The sequence below is a fragment of the Candidatus Eremiobacteraceae bacterium genome, assembly GCA_035295225.1.
Taxonomy (GTDB): Bacteria; Vulcanimicrobiota; Vulcanimicrobiia; order Eremiobacterales; family Eremiobacteraceae; genus JABCYQ01.
Map to the genome: position 1 here is coordinate 72,455 of DATGJI010000049.1, position 20,327 is coordinate 92,781.

At 60.8% G+C, this 20,327-nt stretch carries 13 protein-coding genes; 8 read left to right on the forward strand and 5 right to left on the reverse strand.

What is annotated here, in order from left to right; translation table 11 throughout:
* Positions 1–52: 52 nt before the first annotated feature.
* The gene (locus tag VKT51_07970) at positions 53–1,651 is read right to left on the reverse strand and encodes a PucR family transcriptional regulator ligand-binding domain-containing protein (GenBank protein ID HLJ84090.1); all 1,599 of its coding nucleotides are present in this window, start codon (positions 1,649–1,651) and stop codon (positions 53–55) included.
* Between the two features lie 143 nt (positions 1,652–1,794).
* Here VKT51_07970 and gabT point away from each other — a divergent pair, with 143 nt between their 5' ends.
* From gabT to VKT51_07995, 5 genes are read left to right on the forward strand one after another with little or no spacing between them, the layout of a single operon-like run.
* Complete coding sequence (gabT, locus tag VKT51_07975) at positions 1,795–3,081, forward strand: 4-aminobutyrate--2-oxoglutarate transaminase (GenBank protein HLJ84091.1); 1,287 nt, start codon at positions 1,795–1,797, stop codon at positions 3,079–3,081.
* 17 nt (positions 3,082–3,098) lie between these two features.
* Positions 3,099–4,469 carry a putrescine aminotransferase gene (locus VKT51_07980; protein ID HLJ84092.1) on the forward strand — a complete coding sequence of 457 codons (1,371 nt, stop codon included), beginning with the start codon at positions 3,099–3,101 and terminating at the stop codon, positions 4,467–4,469.
* A 17-nt stretch (positions 4,470–4,486) separates the two neighbouring features.
* Entirely contained in the window at positions 4,487–6,007 is a 1,521-nt protein-coding gene (locus VKT51_07985; GenBank protein ID HLJ84093.1) for an aldehyde dehydrogenase family protein, read from the forward strand.
* Positions 6,004–7,449: an aldehyde dehydrogenase family protein gene (locus tag VKT51_07990; GenBank protein ID HLJ84094.1), complete on the forward strand. Its 1,446-nt coding sequence runs from the start codon at positions 6,004–6,006 to the stop codon at positions 7,447–7,449. The genes VKT51_07985 and VKT51_07990 overlap by 4 nt, the downstream gene beginning before the upstream one ends.
* Before the next feature lie 10 nt (positions 7,450–7,459).
* A complete protein-coding gene (locus VKT51_07995; protein ID HLJ84095.1) occupies positions 7,460–8,947 on the forward strand; it encodes an amino acid permease in 1,488 nt (495 codons plus the stop codon).
* 227 nt (positions 8,948–9,174) lie between these two features.
* Here VKT51_07995 and VKT51_08000 read toward each other — a convergent pair whose 3' ends face one another.
* On the reverse strand, positions 9,175–9,564 hold the full coding sequence (locus tag VKT51_08000; protein HLJ84096.1) for a VOC family protein: 390 nt from the start codon (positions 9,562–9,564) through the stop codon (positions 9,175–9,177).
* A gap of 123 nt (positions 9,565–9,687) precedes the next feature.
* Between VKT51_08000 and VKT51_08005 the strand changes: the two genes are divergently transcribed.
* Entirely contained in the window at positions 9,688–10,179 is a 492-nt protein-coding gene (locus VKT51_08005; GenBank protein ID HLJ84097.1) for a hypothetical protein, read from the forward strand.
* Positions 10,180–10,232: 53 nt separating this feature from the next.
* Here the strand turns inward: VKT51_08005 and VKT51_08010 are convergent, their stop codons facing one another.
* Genes VKT51_08010 through VKT51_08020 form a run of 3 tightly spaced genes read right to left on the reverse strand, consistent with a single transcriptional unit; the run spans position 10,233 to position 12,832 of the window.
* Positions 10,233–11,111, reverse strand: coding sequence for an NAD+ synthase (locus tag VKT51_08010; GenBank protein ID HLJ84098.1), 879 nt, complete (start codon positions 11,109–11,111; stop codon positions 10,233–10,235).
* Positions 11,108–12,004: a nitrilase-related carbon-nitrogen hydrolase gene (locus VKT51_08015; GenBank protein HLJ84099.1), complete on the reverse strand. Its 897-nt coding sequence runs from the start codon at positions 12,002–12,004 to the stop codon at positions 11,108–11,110. Before VKT51_08015 ends, VKT51_08010 begins: the two co-directional genes overlap by 4 nt.
* Positions 12,005–12,055: 51 nt before the next feature.
* Positions 12,056–12,832, reverse strand: a complete 777-nt coding sequence (locus tag VKT51_08020; GenBank protein ID HLJ84100.1) for a sulfite exporter TauE/SafE family protein — start codon at positions 12,830–12,832, stop codon at positions 12,056–12,058.
* 402 nt (positions 12,833–13,234) lie between these two features.
* On the opposite strand from VKT51_08020, the gene VKT51_08025 reads away from it, so the two are divergent.
* Both VKT51_08025 and VKT51_08030 read left to right on the forward strand, forming a co-directional pair.
* Positions 13,235–19,594: an LAGLIDADG family homing endonuclease gene (locus VKT51_08025; GenBank protein HLJ84101.1), complete on the forward strand. Its 6,360-nt coding sequence runs from the start codon at positions 13,235–13,237 to the stop codon at positions 19,592–19,594.
* A 218-nt stretch (positions 19,595–19,812) separates the two neighbouring features.
* Positions 19,813–20,327, forward strand: a 515-nt coding sequence (locus VKT51_08030) for a hypothetical protein (protein HLJ84102.1), incomplete at its 3' end; no start/stop codon positions are given.

Genomic DNA, 20,327 nt, shown 5'->3' on the forward strand with positions numbered 1-20,327 from the left:
GTGTACGCGGAATTCATGCCCGCGCCTATGTATCCTTTGAACAAATTTGGCGTCAGGTATTATGAAGAAAGTCTAATATTCGCCCCGCGAGCTGGAGTCGAAAGCGTACGTCCGGATCGTCGAGGCGGATGGCCAAGACCTCCATCGCCCGGTTCAGCCGGTAGCGCAGTGTATTCGGATGGACGCCGAGCCGCTGCGCAGTCTCGCGAAAATTAAATCCGGTACGCGCATACGTGAGGAGCACCGCTTTCATCGCGTCGCCGCCCTTACGCGATTGAAGCGCTCCGAAGAGATCGTCGATGAACGCCTCCCGGGCGCCGCTGTCTCCCATGAGAACGCGCGGTACGAGCGCATCATCGAATCGCTTGATCATGACGCCGTCGCGGTAACCCAAGAGCGACTGTGCTTCCTTATAACTCCGCCGCACGCCGCGCGTGCCGGCGTGAGCACGACCCACGAGCAGCGAGATCGCCGGATCGCCGAGTGCTCGCCAGACGGCCGAGATATCGGTGCCTTCCGGAACGAGAAACGCGACGAAATTGAGATTCGCGGTCAGGAGCGGCCGGTGTCGTCCGGTCTGCAGGCGATGACGGAGGACGCTCGCGACTCGCTCGCGCCGCAAGAAGCCTTCGCGCGTCAACGGCAGCGGTTCTGGGATGACGGCGATGGCCACGCGGTGCGATCCGTCCGGATCGAATCCCAGCAGACGCGCGCGCTCGACCGCCTGCGCGTCGTCTTCTTCTCCTTCCAGCAGTGAGAGAAACGAGGCGTAGCCGAGGCGCGATTCCATCGTGGCAAGCTCGCGTTGATGGGCGACGTGCAGCGCCGCCACGAGGGCCGCGTGTTCGGCTGCGCGGTTGTCGAGTTCGGAGAGCTTTGTCTCGCCTTCCATTATCCAGACGAGTCCGATGAGTTCGTCGCCCAAACGAATCGGACAGACGACCCGCGCGCTCAAGCCCATCTCGGGCCGCGCTTCGATCCGAATGGGCCCGTTGCTCGCTCGTATGTTCTCGAGCAGGCCATCGCGCTCGAGCGATTCCTGGACCGTGGCAGGCGATTGCGCGTGTTCCAGCGTCTCACGCCTGACCGCGTCGGCCTGCATCGCGTGCTCATGAAACGCGAGCAGTTTGCCTGCCGGATCTTCAAACGTCACGGATCGATCTATGAGACCGCCGAGCGCTCGCGCGAGATCGCTAAGATTCGTTCCGCTCGCCGCGGCGCGCGTCAGTTCTCGATGGATCGCTTCGGATTGCTCGAGCAAGACGTACTGTTCGGCGATGATGGCGCGGTGAAGCTCTTCCGTTATCTGAGCGAACGGTATGTCGAAGGGAATCTCGACCAGCGGCAATCCTTGTTTATCCGCTTCATCTCTCGCCGCAGAACCGAACTCTTCGACATAGCGCGGAACCGCAAGTCCGATCGCAGCCAAACCGTGTGCCGACAGCGCGCGGATCTGCGAGCGCTGATCCTGCGGCCTTGCCGGCCATGCAAACCCAGTCGTCAGCAAGAACTGGCCTGGCCGGACCCACGGGGCTGGATCGGGCATGTCGATGACGTGCGCCCAGCGGACGTCGCGCTCAAGTCCCTTGGCCCCGGCCACCAGCTTAGCGCCTCGCAGCGACTCGAATCCCAACGCCTCACGAACGGTCACGGGCGCTCCTTGGCGTGCAAGCACGAAGAATTGACTGAATTTTGTGCGCCGGCTACGTGGTGTTTCCCTGCCCGGATACTATAAGATAGTGTTGGCGGGACGGCTTTCCACCCTCCGTGGCTTCGACACGAAAGGATGAGCGTGTGGCTGTAGCATCAACCGAGACTTCAGCGCTGCTCGCGGCTCGCTCGGCCGAAGTGCCGCGCGGCGTCGGCAACATGCATCCGATCTTTGTCGAGCGAGCGTCCGGCGCCAAGCTTTGGGACTCCGACGGCAACGAATATATCGACTTCGTCGGCGGCATCGGCGTGCTGAACGTCGGTCACGCGCACCCGCGGATACGGCGCGCAGTCGAAGCCCAGCTCGAGCGATTCACACACACGTGTTTTCAGGTCGCGATGTACGATTCGTACGTCGAGCTTGCCGGTCGACTGAACCGTCTGGCTCCCGGCGCTTCTACGAAGAAGACCTTGCTCGTGACGACCGGCGCCGAGGCGACGGAGAACGCGGTGAAAATAGCGCGCGAAGCCACAGGACGTCAGGCCGTGATCGCGTTTCACCACGGATTCCACGGGCGAACATTGCTCGCGCTGAGCATGACCGGAAAAAGTCAGCCATACAAGCAGCGCTTTGGGCCGTTCTGCAGCGAGGTCTATTTCGCACCGTTCCCGTACGAGTTCCACGGCTGGACGACAGAGCGCAGTCTTACCGCGCTCGCCCAGCTTTTCGAATCCGAAGTCGCACCTGAGCGCGTCGCCGCGATCATCATCGAGCCGGTTCTCGGTGAAGGCGGATTTGTGCCGGCGCCCGCGGAGTATTTGCGCGAATTGCGGCGCATCACGGCAAAACACGGCATCATGCTCGTCTGCGACGAGATCCAATCCGGATTCGGACGCACGGGCAAGATGTTCGCGTGCGAGCACGCCGGGATCGAGCCCGATCTCATGGCGGTCGCGAAGAGTATCGCCGGCGGCCTGCCTCTCGCTGCGGTCATCGGACGTGCCGAGGTCATGGATGCGCCCGGACCGGGCGGCTTAGGCGGGACCTTCGGCGGGAATCCGCTTGCGTGCGCGGCGGCCCTCGAAACGCTCGACATAATCGAAGAAGAAAAGTTGCTCGATCGAGCCGTCGCGATCGGCGCGCGGGTCGAGAGCGTTCTTCGCGCCCTGCAACGCCGGCATCGACGCATCGCCGATGTCCGGGGGATCGGAGCGATGATCGGCATGGAGTTCGCAGACGATGGAAGTACCGAAGAACCTCCCATCGTCAAGCGGCTCGTCGCCGAAGCGCGAGCGCGAGGATTGCTTTTGTTCCCCGCCGGCGCGAAAGGCAACGTCGTCCGCATCCTCGTGCCGCTCGTGATCCAAGATGACGAACTCGACCTCGCGCTCGGCCGGCTCGAAGCGAGCTGCGACGCGGTGCTCTCGTGAAAGGATGACGTGCCAAAATTTCTCACCGACCAGATTCTGAGACCTTAGCCTACACGCAGACCGTTCTCGACTTGATCGCCAAACCGGCGATCACGCCGGAAGACGTCGCGTGGATAACGAGCGAGACGGTCAACGGCTTCCGCGATCACGTCAATCCCGGATTCCTCGAATACCGCAAAGCGACATCGGTCGAACACGCGGCGGCGGCCGTGGAATGGGAAGACGCCGGCCCGAACGCCTATCGCGACGTCAACGGAAAAGAATACATCGATTGTCTCGGCGGGTTCGGCATTTTCAATGTCGGTCACCGGCATCCGAAAGTCGTCAAAGCGGTCACGGACCAGTTGAAGCGCCAGGCGCTCCACAGCCAAGATCTTCTCGACCCGCTCCGCGCGATGCTCGCGAAGGCGTTGGCCATGCTCGCGCCCGGTAATCTCAATTTCGCCTTCTTCTGCAACAGCGGCACCGAAGCGGTCGAGGCGGCTTTGAAACTCGCGCGTGCATTCGATCCGAAGAAACCCACCATCGTGGCCGCGACGAAGGGCTTTCACGGCAAGAGCTTTGGGTCGCTCTCCGTGAGCGCCAAAGGCGAATTTCGCATGCCGTTCGGTCCGATGCTGCCAAACGTCGAGCACGTGCCGTTCAACGATCTCGAAGAGCTGCGCACGGAGATGCACAAGCTGCGGATGGTCGGCGAAGAGGCGGGCGCCGTGGTGTTGGAGCCGATCCAAGGCGAAGGCGGCGTCAATCTTCCGGACGACGACTACCTGCCCGGTGTGCGCGCGCTCTGCGACGAATTCGGCGCGCTGCTCGTTCTCGATGAAGTGCAGACGGGCATGGGCCGCACCGGCAAGATGTTCTGCTGCGAACACTACGGCGTCACTCCCGATCTCATGTGCCTCGCAAAGGCATTCGGCGGCGGCGTCATGCCGGCCGGCGCCGTCATCGGCACGCGCGCCGTGTTCTCGCGGCTCTTCGCCAACCCGTTCTTGCACACCACGACGTTCGGTGGAAATCCGCTCGCCTGCGCGGCCGCGCTCGCGACGATCAACGTGCTCATCGAGGAACGCTTACCGCAGCGCGCCGCCGTCATCGGCGCGCGGATGATCGAAGGCCTGCGCCGCGCCGCAGCCGGTCATCCTGAAATCGTCCACGACATCCGCGGCAAGGGTCTTCTCATCGCGCTCGAGTTCGCGAACAACGAGATGGGTTTCGAGCTTGGCAAACACATGCTCAAGCGCGGCGTGCTCGTCTCGGGAACTTTGGTGAACGCTCGAACCGTACGCGTCGAGCCGCCGTTGACGATCACGGAGGAGCAGACAGACTATGTCTGCAAGGCGCTCGCCGAATCTTTGGACGCGATGTCGTCGAAGGCCGTGACCGTCTGACCGCTTGAGGAACGCACATGCTGACCATGCAAGAAGATCTGCTCGCCGACTTGCGCCGTGACGACGGCGTCGCGCTCATGTTCGTGGACGGCGAATTCTGTCCGGCGTCGGACGGCGCCGCGCGCGAGATCGTCAACCCCGCGAATGGCGAGGTCATCGCGCGCGTCGCGGAAGGAACGGTCGCCGATGCCGAACGCGCCATCGCCGCTGCGCATGCCGCCTTCTACAAAGGTCCCTGGGGTGATTCGCTGGCGCAAGATCGCGCGAAGTTGCTCAATGCATTGGCGGCGGCCATCGACGAAAACGCTGGAGCATTGTCACAGCTCGAAACGCTCAACAATGGCAAGCCCTTGCGCGAGACCGAGTACGACATGGCGGATGCCGCCAACTGCTTCCGCTATTATGCCGGCCTCGCCACGAAGCCGCACGGCCAGACCTTCGATGTGCCGGCCGCGTCGCAGTCCTACACGGTTCGCGAGCCGATCGGCGTCTGCGGTCAGATAATCCCGTGGAATTATCCGCTGCTCATGGCGGCGTGGAAACTTGCACCTGCCCTCGCGGCGGGTAATGCATGCATCCTCAAGCCTTCGGAGCTCACACCGCTCACAGCGCTGCGACTCGCCGCGCTCGTGGCCGAAGCCGGCTTCCCCAAAGGCGTTGTGAACATTCTCACCGGAGCAGGACCGGTCGTCGGACACGCGCTGGCCGCGTCGGCACTCGTCGATAAGATCGCATTCACCGGCGGAACGAAGACCGGCCGATCCATCATGCAAGCGGCGACGGGCAATCTAAAGAAGATATCGCTCGAGCTCGGCGGCAAGTCGCCGAACATCGTGTTCGCCGATGCCGATTTCGACACCGCGATCGACTACGCGCTCTTCGGGATCTACGCCAACGCAGGGCAGGTCTGCTCCGCCGGCTCGCGGCTCCTTGTACAAGATTCGCTGCACGACCGCTTCGTCAAGCGACTGGTGGAACGCGCGAACAAGATCGTCGTCGGTGACGGCTTCGATCCAAAGACCGAGATGGGTCCGCTCGTGAGCCGCGCGCATCAGGAAAAAGTCGAGTCCTACATCAAGACCGGCATCGCCGAGGGCGCCAAGCTCGAATGCGGCGGCTCGCGTTTATCGGGCGAACTCGGCAAACGCGGCAATTTCCTCATGCCCACGATCTTCTCGCACACGACGCCCGCGATGCGTATCGTCCAGGAAGAGATATTCGGCCCGGTGCTCGCCGTGCAGACGTTCCGCGATGAGGCGGAGGCGATCGCGCTCGCGAACGACACGATCTACGGTTTGGCCGGCGCCGTCTTCACCAACGACGTCGCCAAAGCGCACCGCGTCATCCGCAAGCTGCGCGCCGGCATCACGTGGATCAACACGTATCATCCCACCTACAATGAGGCGCCCTGGGGTGGTTACAAGCAATCCGGCATTGGCCGCGAGCTTGGCACCTACGGCTTCGACGCGTATACGGAAGTGAAACAGATCAACGTCAACCTCGCGGTCGAGCCGAGCGGCTGGTTCGCTGACCGGTGAGTCCGAAGACGGAAGCCGCCCCGCAGCATCGAGCGCTGCCCATCGCGGGCGAGCGGCGTGCCACGCAAGAGGCTGCGCCCGTCCTCAACCCATACGATGGATCGGTCGTGGCCACGATCGGCGTCGGTTCGGCGGCGGACATGGACGATGCGATCGCCGCCGCTGCGCACGCATTCCGCGAATTCCGGCGCTGGCCGCGGCACAAGCGCAAATCCCTTCTTCTTGACATAGCCGCGCGGCTTCGCGACCGTCGCGCCGAATTCGTCGATCTCATGATCGCCGAGAGCGGCAAGCCGCGTAAGTACGCCGGCATCGAGGTCGATCGCGCCGTCACCACGTTCACGCTTGCCGCGGAAGAATGCACACGTTTCGGCGGCGAGGTGTTGCCGCTCGATCTCGCGCCCGCCACCGAGGGCTACACGGCGATCGTCGGCCGCTTTCCGGTCGGTGTCGTCGGCGCGATTGCGCCGTTCAATTTCCCGTTGAATCTCGTCGCGCACAAGCTTGCGCCCGCGATCGCGGTGGGCAACTGCGTCGTCTTGAAGCCTCCGCCGCAAGCGCCGCTCTCCGCGCTGCTGCTGGCGGATGTGTGTTATGCCGCGGGAATGCCGGCCGATGCGCTTTCGGTCATCCATTGTCCGGTCGAAGTGGCGGAGAAACTTGCGACCGACGAGCGCATCGCCTTGCTCTCGTTCACGGGTTCTGCCGCAGTGGGCTGGCATCTCAAATCCATCGCCGGCAAAAAACGTGTCGTGCTCGAGCTCGGCGGAAACGCAGCGGCTATCGTGGCCGCCGACGCGGATCTGCCCTGGGCGGCGACGCGCTGCGCGCTTGGATCGTTTGCGCAGGCCGGCCAGGTGTGCATCAAAGTGCAGCGCATCTTCGTGGAACAGTCCGTTTTTGACGAATTCAGCGCGCTGTATCGCAATGAAACCGCCCATCTGCAGACCGGCGATCCGACGCTCGCAGACACGGTGGTCGGACCGATGATAGATTCGCGGAGCGCCGATCGCGTCAGCGCATGGCTCGACGAAGCAGTGCGAGGCGGAGCCACGGTGATCGCGGGCGGCACGCGACAAGGCAATGTCGTCCAGCCGACGATCTTGGGCGGCACGACAAATGCGATGAAGGTCGAGGCTGAAGAGGTCTTCGGTCCGATCTCCACGATCGCGCCCGTCGCTTCTCTTGAGGAAGGTTTCGCGCGCGCGAATGAAACCCGTTACGGGCTGCAGGCCGGCGTCTTCACGTTTGACGTGCGCGCGATCGCAAAGGCGTTCGAGGAGTTGGAGGTCGGCGGCGTCATCATCAACGACTATCCCACGCTGCGCGTGGACAACTTTCCGTACGGCGGTGTCAAGGACAGCGGCTTTGGCCGCGAAGGCGTACGCTATGCGATGGAAGAGATGACCGAGCTCAAGACGCTCGTCGTGAAGTACCGGTAACGCTGCTCCGATGCAGCGCATCTGGGTTTTGCTCAAGCGGCTGGCTGCGTGCCAGCCGCTTGACCGTATCCGGCCCGATCACGAAGGGCCGAAGCTTCGACGAGTGCTCGGCGTCTGGGGCCTCATCGGCATCGGTCTAGGCACGATGCTGGGCGGCATCTTTCCCACTGTCGGCGTCGGCATCCAACTGGCCGGGTCGGGCGCGATCTCAGCATTCGTCGTCTCCGGAATCGTCTGCATCTTTGTCGCGCTCTGCTATGCCGAATTCGCTTCGATGGTGCCGGTGGCCGGCAGCGCCTACACGTACGCGTATGCCACGCTCGGCGAATTCATCGCTTGGGTCATCGGCTGGGATCTCATCCTCGAATACGGCATAAGCGCCGCGCCCGTCGCATCTTCTTTTTCCGGCTATCTTCAGGAGCTGCTCGGATACTTCCATGTCACGCTGCCTGCGTCGCTCCAGACGGCGGCCCTCGTTTCGACGCCGTGGCCGGTCTCCATCGGATCGCTGCATCTCGGCCTTGCGCATTTCGATCTGATCCATTCGCAATACGACCTCATCGCCGCTCTCTCGGTCATCGTGGTCAGCGCGCTCCTGGCCATCGGCATCAAAGAATCTGCGACGACGAACGCCATTTTCGTGATCCTGCAGATCCTTTCGTTCATCGTCTTCATCGCCGTCGGCCTCGCGTTCATGCACCCGTCGCATTTCGCGGGCGCCGCTCCCCTCGGCTATCATAGCGTCATCGCAAGCGCCGCGCTCGTCTTCTTCGCTTACATCGGATTCGATACGGTCACGGTGGCGTCGGAGGAATCGAAGAATCCGCAGCGCGATGTTCCTATCGCCGTGGTGGGCTCGCTCATCATCGGCGCGCTGCTTTTCGTCGCGATCACGGCGGTGACCATCGGCATCGTGCCTCTGTCGAAGATCGTGCCGGATTCCGCGATGAGCCAGGCGATACGGCTCGCGGGAAACTATGCGTTTCCGGTCGTCACCGTCACGTTGGGGGCGATCGTCGGGAACATCAGCGTGATGCTCACGTCACTGCTCGGTCAGTCCCGCATTTTCTACGTGATGTCGCGCGACCGGATGTTGCCGCCCGCCGTATCTGCCGTCCATCCGCGATTTCTCACACCGGCCAGGACGACGATGATCACGGGAATCGTGGTGGCGTTTTTGGCGCTCATCGTACCGCTCGAGGATCTGCTCAAGCTCGTGAACATCGGCACGCTGTCTGCGTTTGCGATCGTGAGCATCGGTGTCGCTATCTTGCGCTTCGTGGCCCCCAATGCAAAGCGGCCGTTCAAGGCGCCGGCGGGCGTCGTGATCGGCATTCTCGGGTTCTTGCTTTGCATGTATCTGATACTCTACGGACTATCGCTGCCGACATGGATCCGATTCCTCGTCTGGTTCGCGGTGGGCGCCGCGATCTACGGCTTCTACGGCTACCATCAGAGCTTGCTGCACCCAAAAAACGCCCAGCCGAAATCGGATTGATGTTGGGCGCGCCTTTACGGCGCGCCGCCGGACCGATGTAGGGCGCGCCTTTACGGCGCGCCGCCGGACCGTTGTAGGGCGCGCCTTTACGGCGCGCCGACGGACCGTTGTAGGGCGCGCCTTTACGGCGCGCCGGCGGACCGATGTAGGGCGCGCCTTTACGGCGCGCCGACGGACCGATGTAGGGCGCGCCTTTACGGCGCGCCGGCGGACCGTAAAGGTCCGCCCTACAGACGTTGCCTAGGCTCTAGCAATTCGACCGGAATGCCATTGGGATCTTCCACGAACGCGATCCAGCGCGTGCCGCTCGGCGCTTTCTTCGGGCCTTTGATGACTTTGACGCCCTGACTCTTCAGCTTCTCGACGATGGCCGGCAGATCGCCGTCTACCTCGCACGCCAGGTGTTCGTACCGATTGCCGATCGTGTACGGTTCGTGCTCTTCGAGATCGTAGACGAGCTCGATGTACGAATCCCAGTCGCGGCCGACGAACGCCATGTCGGCGTTGCCTTCGTAGTGCGCTTGGTCCAGCAATTTCAATCCGAGCTGCTCGGTATAGAATTTAATCGACTCGGCCATATCGTTGACGAAAATCGACGTGTGCAGGTAACGCGGCATGCTGTTTGGTCCTCCTCGGGGCCGCAAAGTTTGCTCTACGCTCCCCGCGCGCCCTCCTGATCCGGGTCAAGGATTGTAAGCGCGTCGAAAGAACGCGGATCGGTGAACGTGAGGAGGTACCGCATGCTTACGTTGCGTTTCACCGCGGCTATCGGCGTAGGTGCGATGGTTTCCGCTCTTGCAGTCGCCCCGGCGCTCTGCGCACCATCCCAACCGATGCCAAGCACCGCGATGATGATCCCGATAAGGGCCCTGGTTCGCTTCGTCAACACCGGAATTTCTGCGCCAAGCGGCACGTACGCGCGCGGCGCCGTTATCACAGACGAATTCGCGCCATTTGTCTGGACGACCGCCGACGCCGGCACGCGGTGGAGCACTGGGTTCGCCGCCTACAACGCGTCGTCCAAAATTACGAAACCGCACATCGTGTTGGCTGTGCCCACGGAATTCAACGTCTCAGCAACGCGAGCGTATATCGTTTTTCCGGCCGCGTTCACGCCGCTGTTGAACGGCAAGCCATTCACGGAGACGGGCTATTGGACTTTCGTCCTCGTCAAGGATGGTGCTGTGTGGCGGGTCGCATCGCAGACCTGGGCCGGCGTCACGTTCAAATGAATCGTAGTAGGGCAAGCAGCGCTTGCCCTGTACCAGGCAAGCAGCGCTTGCCCTCAATAATCGACGGGGCGAAGGTAGAACTCGTTGATCGCGGTGGTCGAGATCATCGCCGTCGTAGCGAGATGCCGCTTCCAGTGCGTCGCCCCGACCCGGCTTCGGACGAGATCGACTTCGCGCGCCTCGAAACCCTGACGCACGATATCATCCGGCGTGAATCCCTTCAGAATCGAATCGAGGATCCGGTCAGCCCGTGCGTAGGTGATGCCAAGATCATCTTCGTCGGTCTGCCCCTGAATGAGGTCGGCCGTCGCGGGTTTGTCGATGACGACGGACGGCACGCCGAGATGGCGCGCGAGATCCCATACTTGAGTCTTGAACAGATCCCCGATCGGATTGATCGGCGGCGAGTCGTCGCCGTGCCACGTGAAGTATCCGAACAGCCTCTCAGATTTGTTGCCGGTGCCTATGGGCAACGCAGCGAGTTTCGCGGATTGGTCGAACAGCACGAGCATGCGCGTGCGCGCCATGACGTTGCCGCGGCGTTGTCCGCCGGCACGAGGTTCGTGACGCAGATAACCGTCGACCGCGCTCGAGATGTCGATCTCGCGATCGTGAATGCCCGCCGCGCGCGCCACCAGGCGTCCATGTTTCGTGCTTAGCTTGTTCGACGTCCGGTACGGCATGCGGATGCCGTAGACGTTTTTTGGTCCAAGTGCCCGCGCGCAGAGGAACGCGACTACCGCCGAATCCACGCCGCCTGAAATGCCGACGACGGCGCTTGAGATCTTCCGCCTGCGAATAAGCTCGTCGCGCAGAAACGCGACCAGCCAGCGCTCGACGAGTGCGCAATCCAACGCGAGCGGATCCGTGACCAGGCCTGCGCGCACGACCGCAAAAACCGGCGTCTTGGCGACTCGGCTCGATCTGCTCACGGCCGCGCTGACCCGCCCGATTCGAGCTGAGCGACGAGTTCGGGAAGATTTGCTTCCAGATCTCCCAGCATCGGAAGCGCGGCACGGGCGACAGCCACATCTTCCATTCGGATCGTCACCCGCAATATCGCCGGCTCGTCAAATGGCGCTTCGGCGCGGATGTCACCTGCGGGGCCGACGACGCGCGACGATCCGGTGAACCCTTTACCGCCTTCGAAGCCGAGCAGGCCGGCATAGACCACGTATATGCCGTGTTCGGCGGCGGCGACGCGCAAGATGTCGCGCCAGAGGCGGACGTTCGCGGGCTCGTGGTCTTCGAGACCGCGCCCCGGCGAGGCGCTCGGCACGAAGATGATTTGCGCCCCTTGAACCGCCGCAACCGTGATCGCAAGAGAATGACACGCATCCTCGCAAATCAGGATCGCGGCTTTCCCGTAGCGCGTGGAGAACGTGCCGACCGATGAGCCGCGCGAGACAAACCGCTCTTCGTCGAAGACACCGTACGTCGGCAGGAACATCTTGCGATGCACGTGCCTGAGGATCGGCTTTGTTCCGAGCGAGGCGTAGAGCGCGCTGTTGTACAGTTTGCCCGCGTCGTCTTCGTAAAATCCGAAGACGACGTCGACTGAGGAATGCCGAGCGCCAAACGCCGATTTCGCAAGCATGTTGACGCGGCGAAGCGCTTCATCGGCGGAGAGCGCCACCTCGCGCACCGCGCCTTCGACGAAATATCCGGAAAGGCAAGCTTCGGGGAATACGACGATGTCCGGGATGTCGAGCGCGTCGCGCCGCAGCGCTTCGAACGCAGCGGCGATCATGGCGAGATTTGCGTTGACGTCGCCCTTGCGCGGCGCGAACTGCACGAGCGCCATGTCCACCGCTTGTTGAGACATGGTTCTAAGCCTTCGACTTCTTGCGAACGCTGCCCCGCGGCGGACCTTAAATCAAGCGAAGATCATGCGTAGTCCGGCATAGACCATCGCAAGTGCCATGACTGGGCGTAGCCACTTCGTCGGAAGCTTTTTGCAGAGCCACGTGCCCAGGATCACACCAGGAATCGAGCCGATGAGTAGCTCCAGGGTCATCCACCAGTTCACGTTGCCGATCGCCCAGTGGCCTGCAGCCGCAACTGGAATGACCATGGCAGCGAACGCGACGTCGGAACCGATGATATCTTGGATCCGTAGCATAGGAAGGATCAGACAAAGCGCCGTCATCGTGATCGAACCTGCGCCGATCGACGTGATCGCGACAAGATATCCGACGACGGCGCCGATCAGCATCACGCGCCACTTCGAACGCTCGACTGTCTCGAAGGGATCCGGATCGTTCTTTTTGATGATGAACGGCGTAAGGATGATAATAACCGCGACGATGACGAGCAAGAAGCCCAGCCCGTGCCTGAGATCGCTGTTCAAAGCTGCCAACCCGATATGCGCTTCAACCGAGTGCAACGTCAGGACGCCCAAGAGCGCCGCCGGAACACCTGCAAGCGCAAGATAGAGCACGACTTTTTTAGTCCCGGTGCGCTGCCGATGGTGAAAAAAAGCTCCGACGAGATTCGTCGGCATGCTATAAGCAAGATCCGTTCCAACCGCCGTGAGAGGCGACACTCCAAGCAGCAGGACGAGGATCGGCATCATCAGCGAGCTCGAGCCCACGCCCGACATGCCGACAAATACCCCAACGACAAAGCCGGCTAGAGAAAAATGCGGATCCATGGAGCTTAGGCTAGCAGACGCCGAAGCGTGTCGGAAAGGACCATTCGGCCTATTACACTTTCCTAGTAGACTTGGTGGTAAGGTGTCGCTCGACCGCCCGCTGCCCAGTTTCCGCTGATCGAAAACGCGGCACTTCCGTACACAACGTGGATATCTTGTGGACGGAAACGGGGCACAACATCGTCGCGGCCATACGCCATCTGGATTTGCTCTGCGAACAAACGGCTGTTCGAAAAAAGTGTTGCTTCTCATATAAAAACGCAATATAATGGGCGATATCGCCCTAGCCAACACAATGGGTAGGGGCGAATAGACGTTCGTCGAACATACGTTGTCTAAGAATTGCAAGTCGGGCCGCTAGACGGTTCCCGATATTTGCGCTCCCCCGATGAGGTTTAGTGCATGAAAATCCAGCGACGATTCACGAGACTCGGCACGGATCCGCTCGACACGATTTCGTGGGAAAAACGCGAGTCGGTCATCCGCGAACCGGATGGCACGGTCGTGTTCGAGATGCGCGATATCGAGGTGCCGGCTAGCTGGTCTCAAGTCGCGACGGATATTCTTGCACAGAAATACTTCCGCAAGGCCGGGGTGTCGCAACCCGATGGTTCGCTTGGCCGCGAGACTTCGGCTCGTCAGGTCGTTCGCCGCCTCGCCGGTTGCTGGACCGATTGGGGACGGCGCTACAAGTATTTCGATTCGGATGAAGATGCGGCCGCGTTCGATGCCGAGATGACGCATATGCTTATCCATCAGATGGCCGCGCCGAATTCGCCGCAATGGTTCAACACCGGACTCGCCTATGCATATGGAATCACTGGACCCGCCCAAGGCCATTATTTCGTCGATCCAGACACGAAAGAGCTCACGCGCGCGAAGGATTCATACACGCATCCGCAACCCCACGCGTGCCTACCATATCGAGCTTTTGTCACCACGCCCGATGGCCCGATTCCCATTGGGACCATCGTGACGAAGAATCTCGTAGGCCTTCCAGTTTATGACCGCGATGGAATCACGAACGTCACGGCGGTGAAGCACAACGGCGTGAAAGACGTCTATCGTGTTCGGCTTGCCAACGGCAACTCTGTCGAGGCGACCGCCGACCACCTGGTATTGTGCGCGCACGACCACAAAGGCGCGCAATCATGGCGACGAGTCGAAGAGCTTGCGCCCGGGATGCGCCTCATTCAGCGAACCGACACGTCAATTGATGCCGCGACGGAATCTATGGCGGAAGGTGAAGCTGCTCTGGCCGGTTGGCTTCAGGGCGACGGCTTCGTCGGTCAATATGAACGGGGGTCGAATCGAAGTCTGACCGTTGAGGCGATGAGCATTAACGAAGATGAACACGCGTTCGTCGACGGCCTATTGGATCAAGTATTCGCCGGCGTGCATTCGCATTCACGACACGTCGAATCGGAATCTTCTAACCTCGACATTCGCCGAAAGCGGCTATACGGCGAGAAGCTCCGGAACTATGTCGAGAAGTCTGAGAAACGCGCTAAGCTCGCGCAGGCCCTCTTAGTGCCGGGTCGACGAGTCGCACAACTTCGAGACGAGATCATTGTCGGGATCGACTTTGTCGGGACGGAAGATGTTTACGATATAGAGACGGCCAGTCACAACTTCCTTACCAATAATGTTGTCGTTCACAACTGCTTCATTCAATCCGTCGAAGACGATTTGGTGAACGAGAACGGCATCATGGACCTCTGGGTTCGTGAAGCTCGTCTCTTCAAATATGGCAGTGGCACCGGAACGAATTTCTCGAACTTGCGCGCCGAGGGCGAGAAACTCGCCGGCGGCGGATCGTCCAGCGGCCTGATGTCATTCCTGAAGGTCGGCGATCGCGCCGCGGGGGCGATCAAGAGCGGCGGAACCACGCGCCGCGCCGCAAAGATGGTGATCCTCGATATGGATCATCCGGATATCGAGAAGTTCATCAATTGGAAGGTGCAAGAAGAGAAAAAAGTGGCCGCGCTGATGGCTGCCGGCTATGACAGCTCATACGAAGGCGAGGCGTATCAAACCGTTTCCGGACAGAACTCGAACAACTCTGTCCGTGTTTCCGACAAGTTCATCGATGCCGTGCGCAATGACGGATCGTGGGATCTCCTCTGGCGCAAGGATCGCTCGGTTGCTCGCACCGTCCGCGCTCGCGATCTGTGGGATCAGATCGGGCGCGCCGCATGGGCGTGCGCGGATCCAGGCGTGCAATATGATGACATCATCAATTCGTGGCACACGAGTCCGAAAGGCGGCAAGATCAAGGCAAGCAACCCGTGTGTCACAGGCGATACACTCGTCGCGACGGCAGACGGGCTCAAACGGATCGACTCGCTCGTCGGAAAATCGGCGTTCGTCATCGGCTCCGACTCAAAGCCGCACTTCGTCAACAGAATATTTCCGACTGGAACCAAGCCGATATTTCGGCTGCGGACCAAAGCCGGATTCGAACTTCGGCTAACCGCAGATCACAAGGTGCTCACGGTCAATCGCGGTGACGTAGCTGCCGATCAACTCGTTCCGGGTGACAAAGTTCGGCTCAACGGCTCAGGTTTCGGCAATGTCGAGTTGCCTCAGGATGTCGCACTCGGTATCGGCGTCGCGGTCGGCGACGGATACCTAGGTCATTCAGTCATCGCCGGCCACGCTCGCGAGAACATCGCGCTAGTCATGGCCGCTCAAGAAGCGCCAATCCTTGAGAGGGTAGCGTCGGCTGTCAACGAGCAAAAGCGTTTGCTCAAGCCGCTCGGATCGGTCGGACGCAATAGTGACGTCTCGGTGACATCGTACTCAGCCGGAACGTCGCGACTTGCATTTGCTTCTGCGCCCGTCGTTGAACTATTCAAGCGCTACGCGGTACTGGGTGAGGGGAGTGACCGAAAGCGCTTCACTCCGGCTGTTCACGAACTTACCGAGGCTTCGGTGAAACTAATCCTGCGAGGGCTCTTCACCGCCGATGGAACGGTCGCTAATTATGGCGAGAAGAGCCAATATGTTTCGCTTGATTCATCGTCTTGCGAACTCCTCAAACAGGTTCAAGTGCTCCTTCTTTCGTTCGGCATCAAATCGAAGCTCTATTCGGGGCGGCGCGCGGGCAAATTTGAAAGCGAATTGCCCGACGGTAAAGGTGGCGCGAAGGTCTATCCGACGAAAGAGATGCATTCGCTCCGCATCAGCCGCTCATCTCGCGTTGGTTTCGAGCACGCAATCGGCTTTGATCCCGATTCCGCTAAAGCCGCGGCGCTCGGCGCTCTGAACTGCGATGTCGACACGTACGCCGATCCCATGACCGATGTCATAGAATCGCTCGATCCGCTTGGCGAAGAGTCAGTCTACGATCTCACGGAATCTGACACGAATCACTTCGTCGCGAACGGCATCGTCGTCCATAATTGTTCAGAATATATGTTCTTGGATGACACAGCTTGTTTCGCTCCAGAGACTCGTATCAGCACGCCGAACGGTCTACGCAAGGTTGCCGACCTCTATGATTCACAGCAGGCCGGCGAGCGCGTTCTGATCACGACGGAGTTGCATTCCGAAGACGACCATCGCCGAATAGCCGCGCATCGACCCGCTATCGTGACGAAAGTCGGCAAGCGGGCTGTCTATCGGATGACCCTCAAAGATGGCAGAGAAATACGCGCGACGGCGGACCATAAGTTCCTGACGAACGCCGGCGAATGGAAGCGCGTCGATGAGCTGAAGCCCGGTCAAGATCGCGTGCAGATACGCCTCACTGGCGATGCTGTCTCGTATTCATCCTCACCGCTCGAAGTGAAGCGGTGGCAGATGCTTGGTTGGCTCACCGGCGACGGTGTGTTCAACAAAGACACGGTGGCACTGGTCTTTGGGCCGACCGAACTCGACACGGCTCTCGAGATGACGGACGAATTCAACGTGCTCAAAGCCGAAGCAGCGACAGGCACAGATGGTTCGATCCAGCCGATAAGGCAGTCGATTGTTTCCACTCAATACAACGGCGTCATGCAGACAAGCGCGAGCCAATCATCGCTTGTTCAGCACTTGGAGCGTCGCTATGGCTTTAGGCAAGGTCTCGCGACGACGAAAGACGTCCCGTCTTCCATTCATGACGTCGCGTCGGATTTGAAGGTCGCTTACCTCCAGGGCTTGTTCTCGGCCGATGGCACGATGCTCGAGAATCCAAGCGGCAGCGAGAGCCAAGTCATGCTGGCATCGTCATCTCCTCAACTCATGCGTTCCGTACAGCTGTTGCTCTCCGATATCGGGATCACATCGCGAGTCACGTGGCACCATCCCGAAGGCCGCAAGAATCCGCAGGGACAGTTGCATGTCTACAATCAGGCGGCACGCCGCTTTCTAACGCTTGTCGGCTTCACATGCTCCACGGAAAAGGATGCGCTTGCGCAACATCTTCTTTCTCGCCCGTTCAGCGCGGCGAAGAAGAACCCGCGCGCCCCGAAAGTCGTCGATATCGTTCCGGATGGCGAGGAGGTCGTGTACGATATCACCGAGCCGGTCACGCACTCAGTAATCGCCGAGGGCTTAATCGCGCACAATTGCAACTTGGCGAGCATTAACTTGATGACGTTCTTCGATACCGAGAAAAACACTCTCGATGTCGAAGGGTATCGCCACGCCATTCGCCTCTGGACGATCGCGCTTGAGATCTCTGTGCTGATGGCGCAGTTCCCGGGCGAGGAAATCGCGCGCAAATCGTATGAGTATCGTACGCTCGGGCTCGGTTATGCGAACCTCGGCACGATGCTGATGGTCGCTGGGATACCCTACGATTCATCGCGTGCTCTTGCGATAAGCGGCGCCATCTCGGCGATACTTACCGGCGAATCGTACGCGACGTCGGCAGAAATGGCGGGCGAGCTCGGCCCGTTCGCGCGATACGCCGAGAACGCTGACGATATGCTGCGCGTCATGCGCAATCACCGGCGCGCCGCCTACAATGCGCCGGCATCGGAGTACGAAGAGCTCTCGGTCGTGCCGATGGGGATCGAACCGGCTCTCTGTCCGCCGTACTTGCTGGCTGCCGCCCGCGAGTCGTGGGATAAAGCACTCGAACTCGGCGAACAGAACGGTTACCGAAACGCGCAGGCCACTTGCATCGCGCCGACTGGCACTATCGGCCTCCTTATGGACTGCGACACCACGGGCATCGAACCCGATTTCGCGCTCGTCAAATTCAAGAAACTCGCGGGCGGCGGATACTTCAAGATCATCAATCAATCGATCCCGGTCGCGCTGCGCAATTTTGGCTACACGCAAGCGCAGATCGACGACATCGTGCGTTACGCCAAGGGCTCCGGCACGCTGTACGGTTCACCGTATATCAACGCAGAGACCCTTCGCGCTCGCGGTTTCACCGACGAAGACATTGCCGCCATCGAACGCACGCTGCCCACCGTCTTCGAGATCGCGTTCGGCTTCAACCAATGGAGCCTCGGCGAAGCCACGCTGCAACGGCTCGGATTCAGCGCTGACCAATACAACGCAGCCGACTTCGACCTGCTGCGCTCGCTCGGGTTCACACGCGAAGAGATCGACGCCGCGAACAACTACATCTGCGGCACGATGACGATCGAGGGTGCCCCGCATCTCAAAGAAGAGCACTACTCTGCCTTTGACTGCGCGAACAAGTGCGGCAAGATCGGCCGCCGCTTCATCCAGCACATGGGCCACGTCCGCATGATGGCGGCAGCGCAACCGTTCATCTCCGGTGCGATCTCCAAGACCATCAACATGCCGAACGAAGCCACGGTGCAGGACATCCAAGAAGCGTATCTGCGTTCGTGGGATCTTGGCCTCAAGTCAATCGCGCTCTATCGCGACGGTTCGAAACTCTCGCAACCACTATCCACAAAAGGTTCCGACAAAACGAGCGAGACCGCCGAAGACCGTCAGATCGCGCTGTCCAAGGAGTTCGAAGAACGCATCGCCGCCGCGCGCCTCTCGGCCGCAGACGAACTGCGTCCCGACGAAATCCTCGCAGCGGCGCAGCGCATTCTTGCCAACACCGACAACACCGACTTCAAACGCAAAGTGGCCCAGGTCCTGGAGCGCAACCGGCTGCCGGCCAAACGGCGCGGCTGGACGCAGAAAGCGAAGATCGCCGGCCACACCGTGTTCCTTCGGACCGGCGAATACGGCGACGGGACGCTCGGCGAGATCTTCGTCGACATGCACAAAGAAGGCGCATCGTTCCGCAGCCTCATGAACTGCTTTGCGATAGCGGTCTCCATCGGTCTGCAGTACGGCGTTCCGCTCGAAGATCTCGTGGAGAAGTTCACGTTCACGCGCTTCGAGCCGAACGGTTTCGTGGATCATCCGAACGTGAAATCATGCACGAGCGTGATAGACTACATCTTCCGCGTCCTCGGCATGGAGTATCTCGGCCGCACCGACTTCGTGCAAGTCAAACCCGAAGACAAGGACGTCGACGAGACGCATCACGAGGACCGCGCTCTCTCGGAGTTCGAGACCATGGTCGCGGAGCAACAGGCCGCCGAGGATACGCCGCAGGCTGCCGCACCGAAACGCCCGACCACAGCCGCGCGCTCGATTGGAACGCAGCCAACGGTCGCCAATATGGATCCGACCGTCGCCGCTCGCATGAATGCGCTTCGCTCTCGTGAGGCGCAGCTCGCCTCGATGATGGGTGACGCTCCGGTGTGCGACGGCTGCGGTTCTCTCACGCGGCGCAATGGTGCGTGTTACGTCTGCGACTCATGCGGCCGCAGCATGGGTTGCTCATAGAAGCCCCGGATGTTTAGAAGCGCGCGATCCAAGGGGTTGTCGGCCGTCCGCCGACAGCCCCTTGTGCTTCCGGACGGACCTGTCTTCGAGGCAATGCCCGAGGCTCGGAATCGTCGGCAGCAGATCGGCGACATGCTCACAATAGTCGCGGACAAAGTGGGCGAACCGCCGGAATCATCCGGCGCCGGCGCGAAACGGCGCCATATGGCGAATCTCAGATGAGCGAGCTCACCCGACACGTTTCGCCCGTCCAAGGTGCGCAAGGCCTTGCATGGGACGGCGCGGCGATGTGGTTGACGAGCGCCGCGAATGGCCGGTTGTATGCGATTGATCCGCAGACCTGGAGTATCCAGCGAGAGTTTGTTCCGCCGTCGGACTCATTGGGCATCACGTATACCGGTTCGGGCTTTCGGCTGATCCTGGCGCCGGCGATCGACGAACCGGATCTGGAGCGCGATCATCGTTACGTCTATAAATTTTCGCCCGACGCGGGATTTGCCGAGTGTTTCGTATGTCCGGATAACTCCGGATCGTTTTTGGCCTATGCAAACGAAACGCTGTATCTCTCGCAAGCCTGGGATAAGAAACTCATCGAACTCGACAACCACGGTGCCGCGGTGCGCGAGGTGCGATTGGAGCGCCGCCCGGTTGGTATGACGATCCTCGACGGTGCGTTCTACCTCGTGACCGTTGACAATGACTGGGTCGACGGACGCTTCGATCGCCTTGGCAT

Bases quoted from the DNA above. Each gene is read 5' to 3' on its own strand.
- VKT51_07985 (HLJ84093.1), top strand. From the start codon at position 4,487: ATGCTGACCATGCAAGAAGATCTGCTCGCCGACTTGCGCCGTGACGAC.
- VKT51_07995 (HLJ84095.1), top strand. From the start codon at position 7,460: ATGCAGCGCATCTGGGTTTTGCTCAAGCGGCTGGCTGCGTGCCAGCCG.
- VKT51_08000 (HLJ84096.1), bottom strand. From the start codon at position 9,564: ATGCCGCGTTACCTGCACACGTCGATTTTCGTCAACGATATGGCCGAG.
- VKT51_08005 (HLJ84097.1), top strand. From the start codon at position 9,688: ATGCTTACGTTGCGTTTCACCGCGGCTATCGGCGTAGGTGCGATGGTT.
- VKT51_08015 (HLJ84099.1), bottom strand. From the start codon at position 12,004: ATGTCTCAACAAGCGGTGGACATGGCGCTCGTGCAGTTCGCGCCGCGC.
- VKT51_08020 (HLJ84100.1), bottom strand. From the start codon at position 12,832: ATGGATCCGCATTTTTCTCTAGCCGGCTTTGTCGTTGGGGTATTTGTC.
- VKT51_08025 (HLJ84101.1), top strand. From the start codon at position 13,235: ATGAAAATCCAGCGACGATTCACGAGACTCGGCACGGATCCGCTCGAC.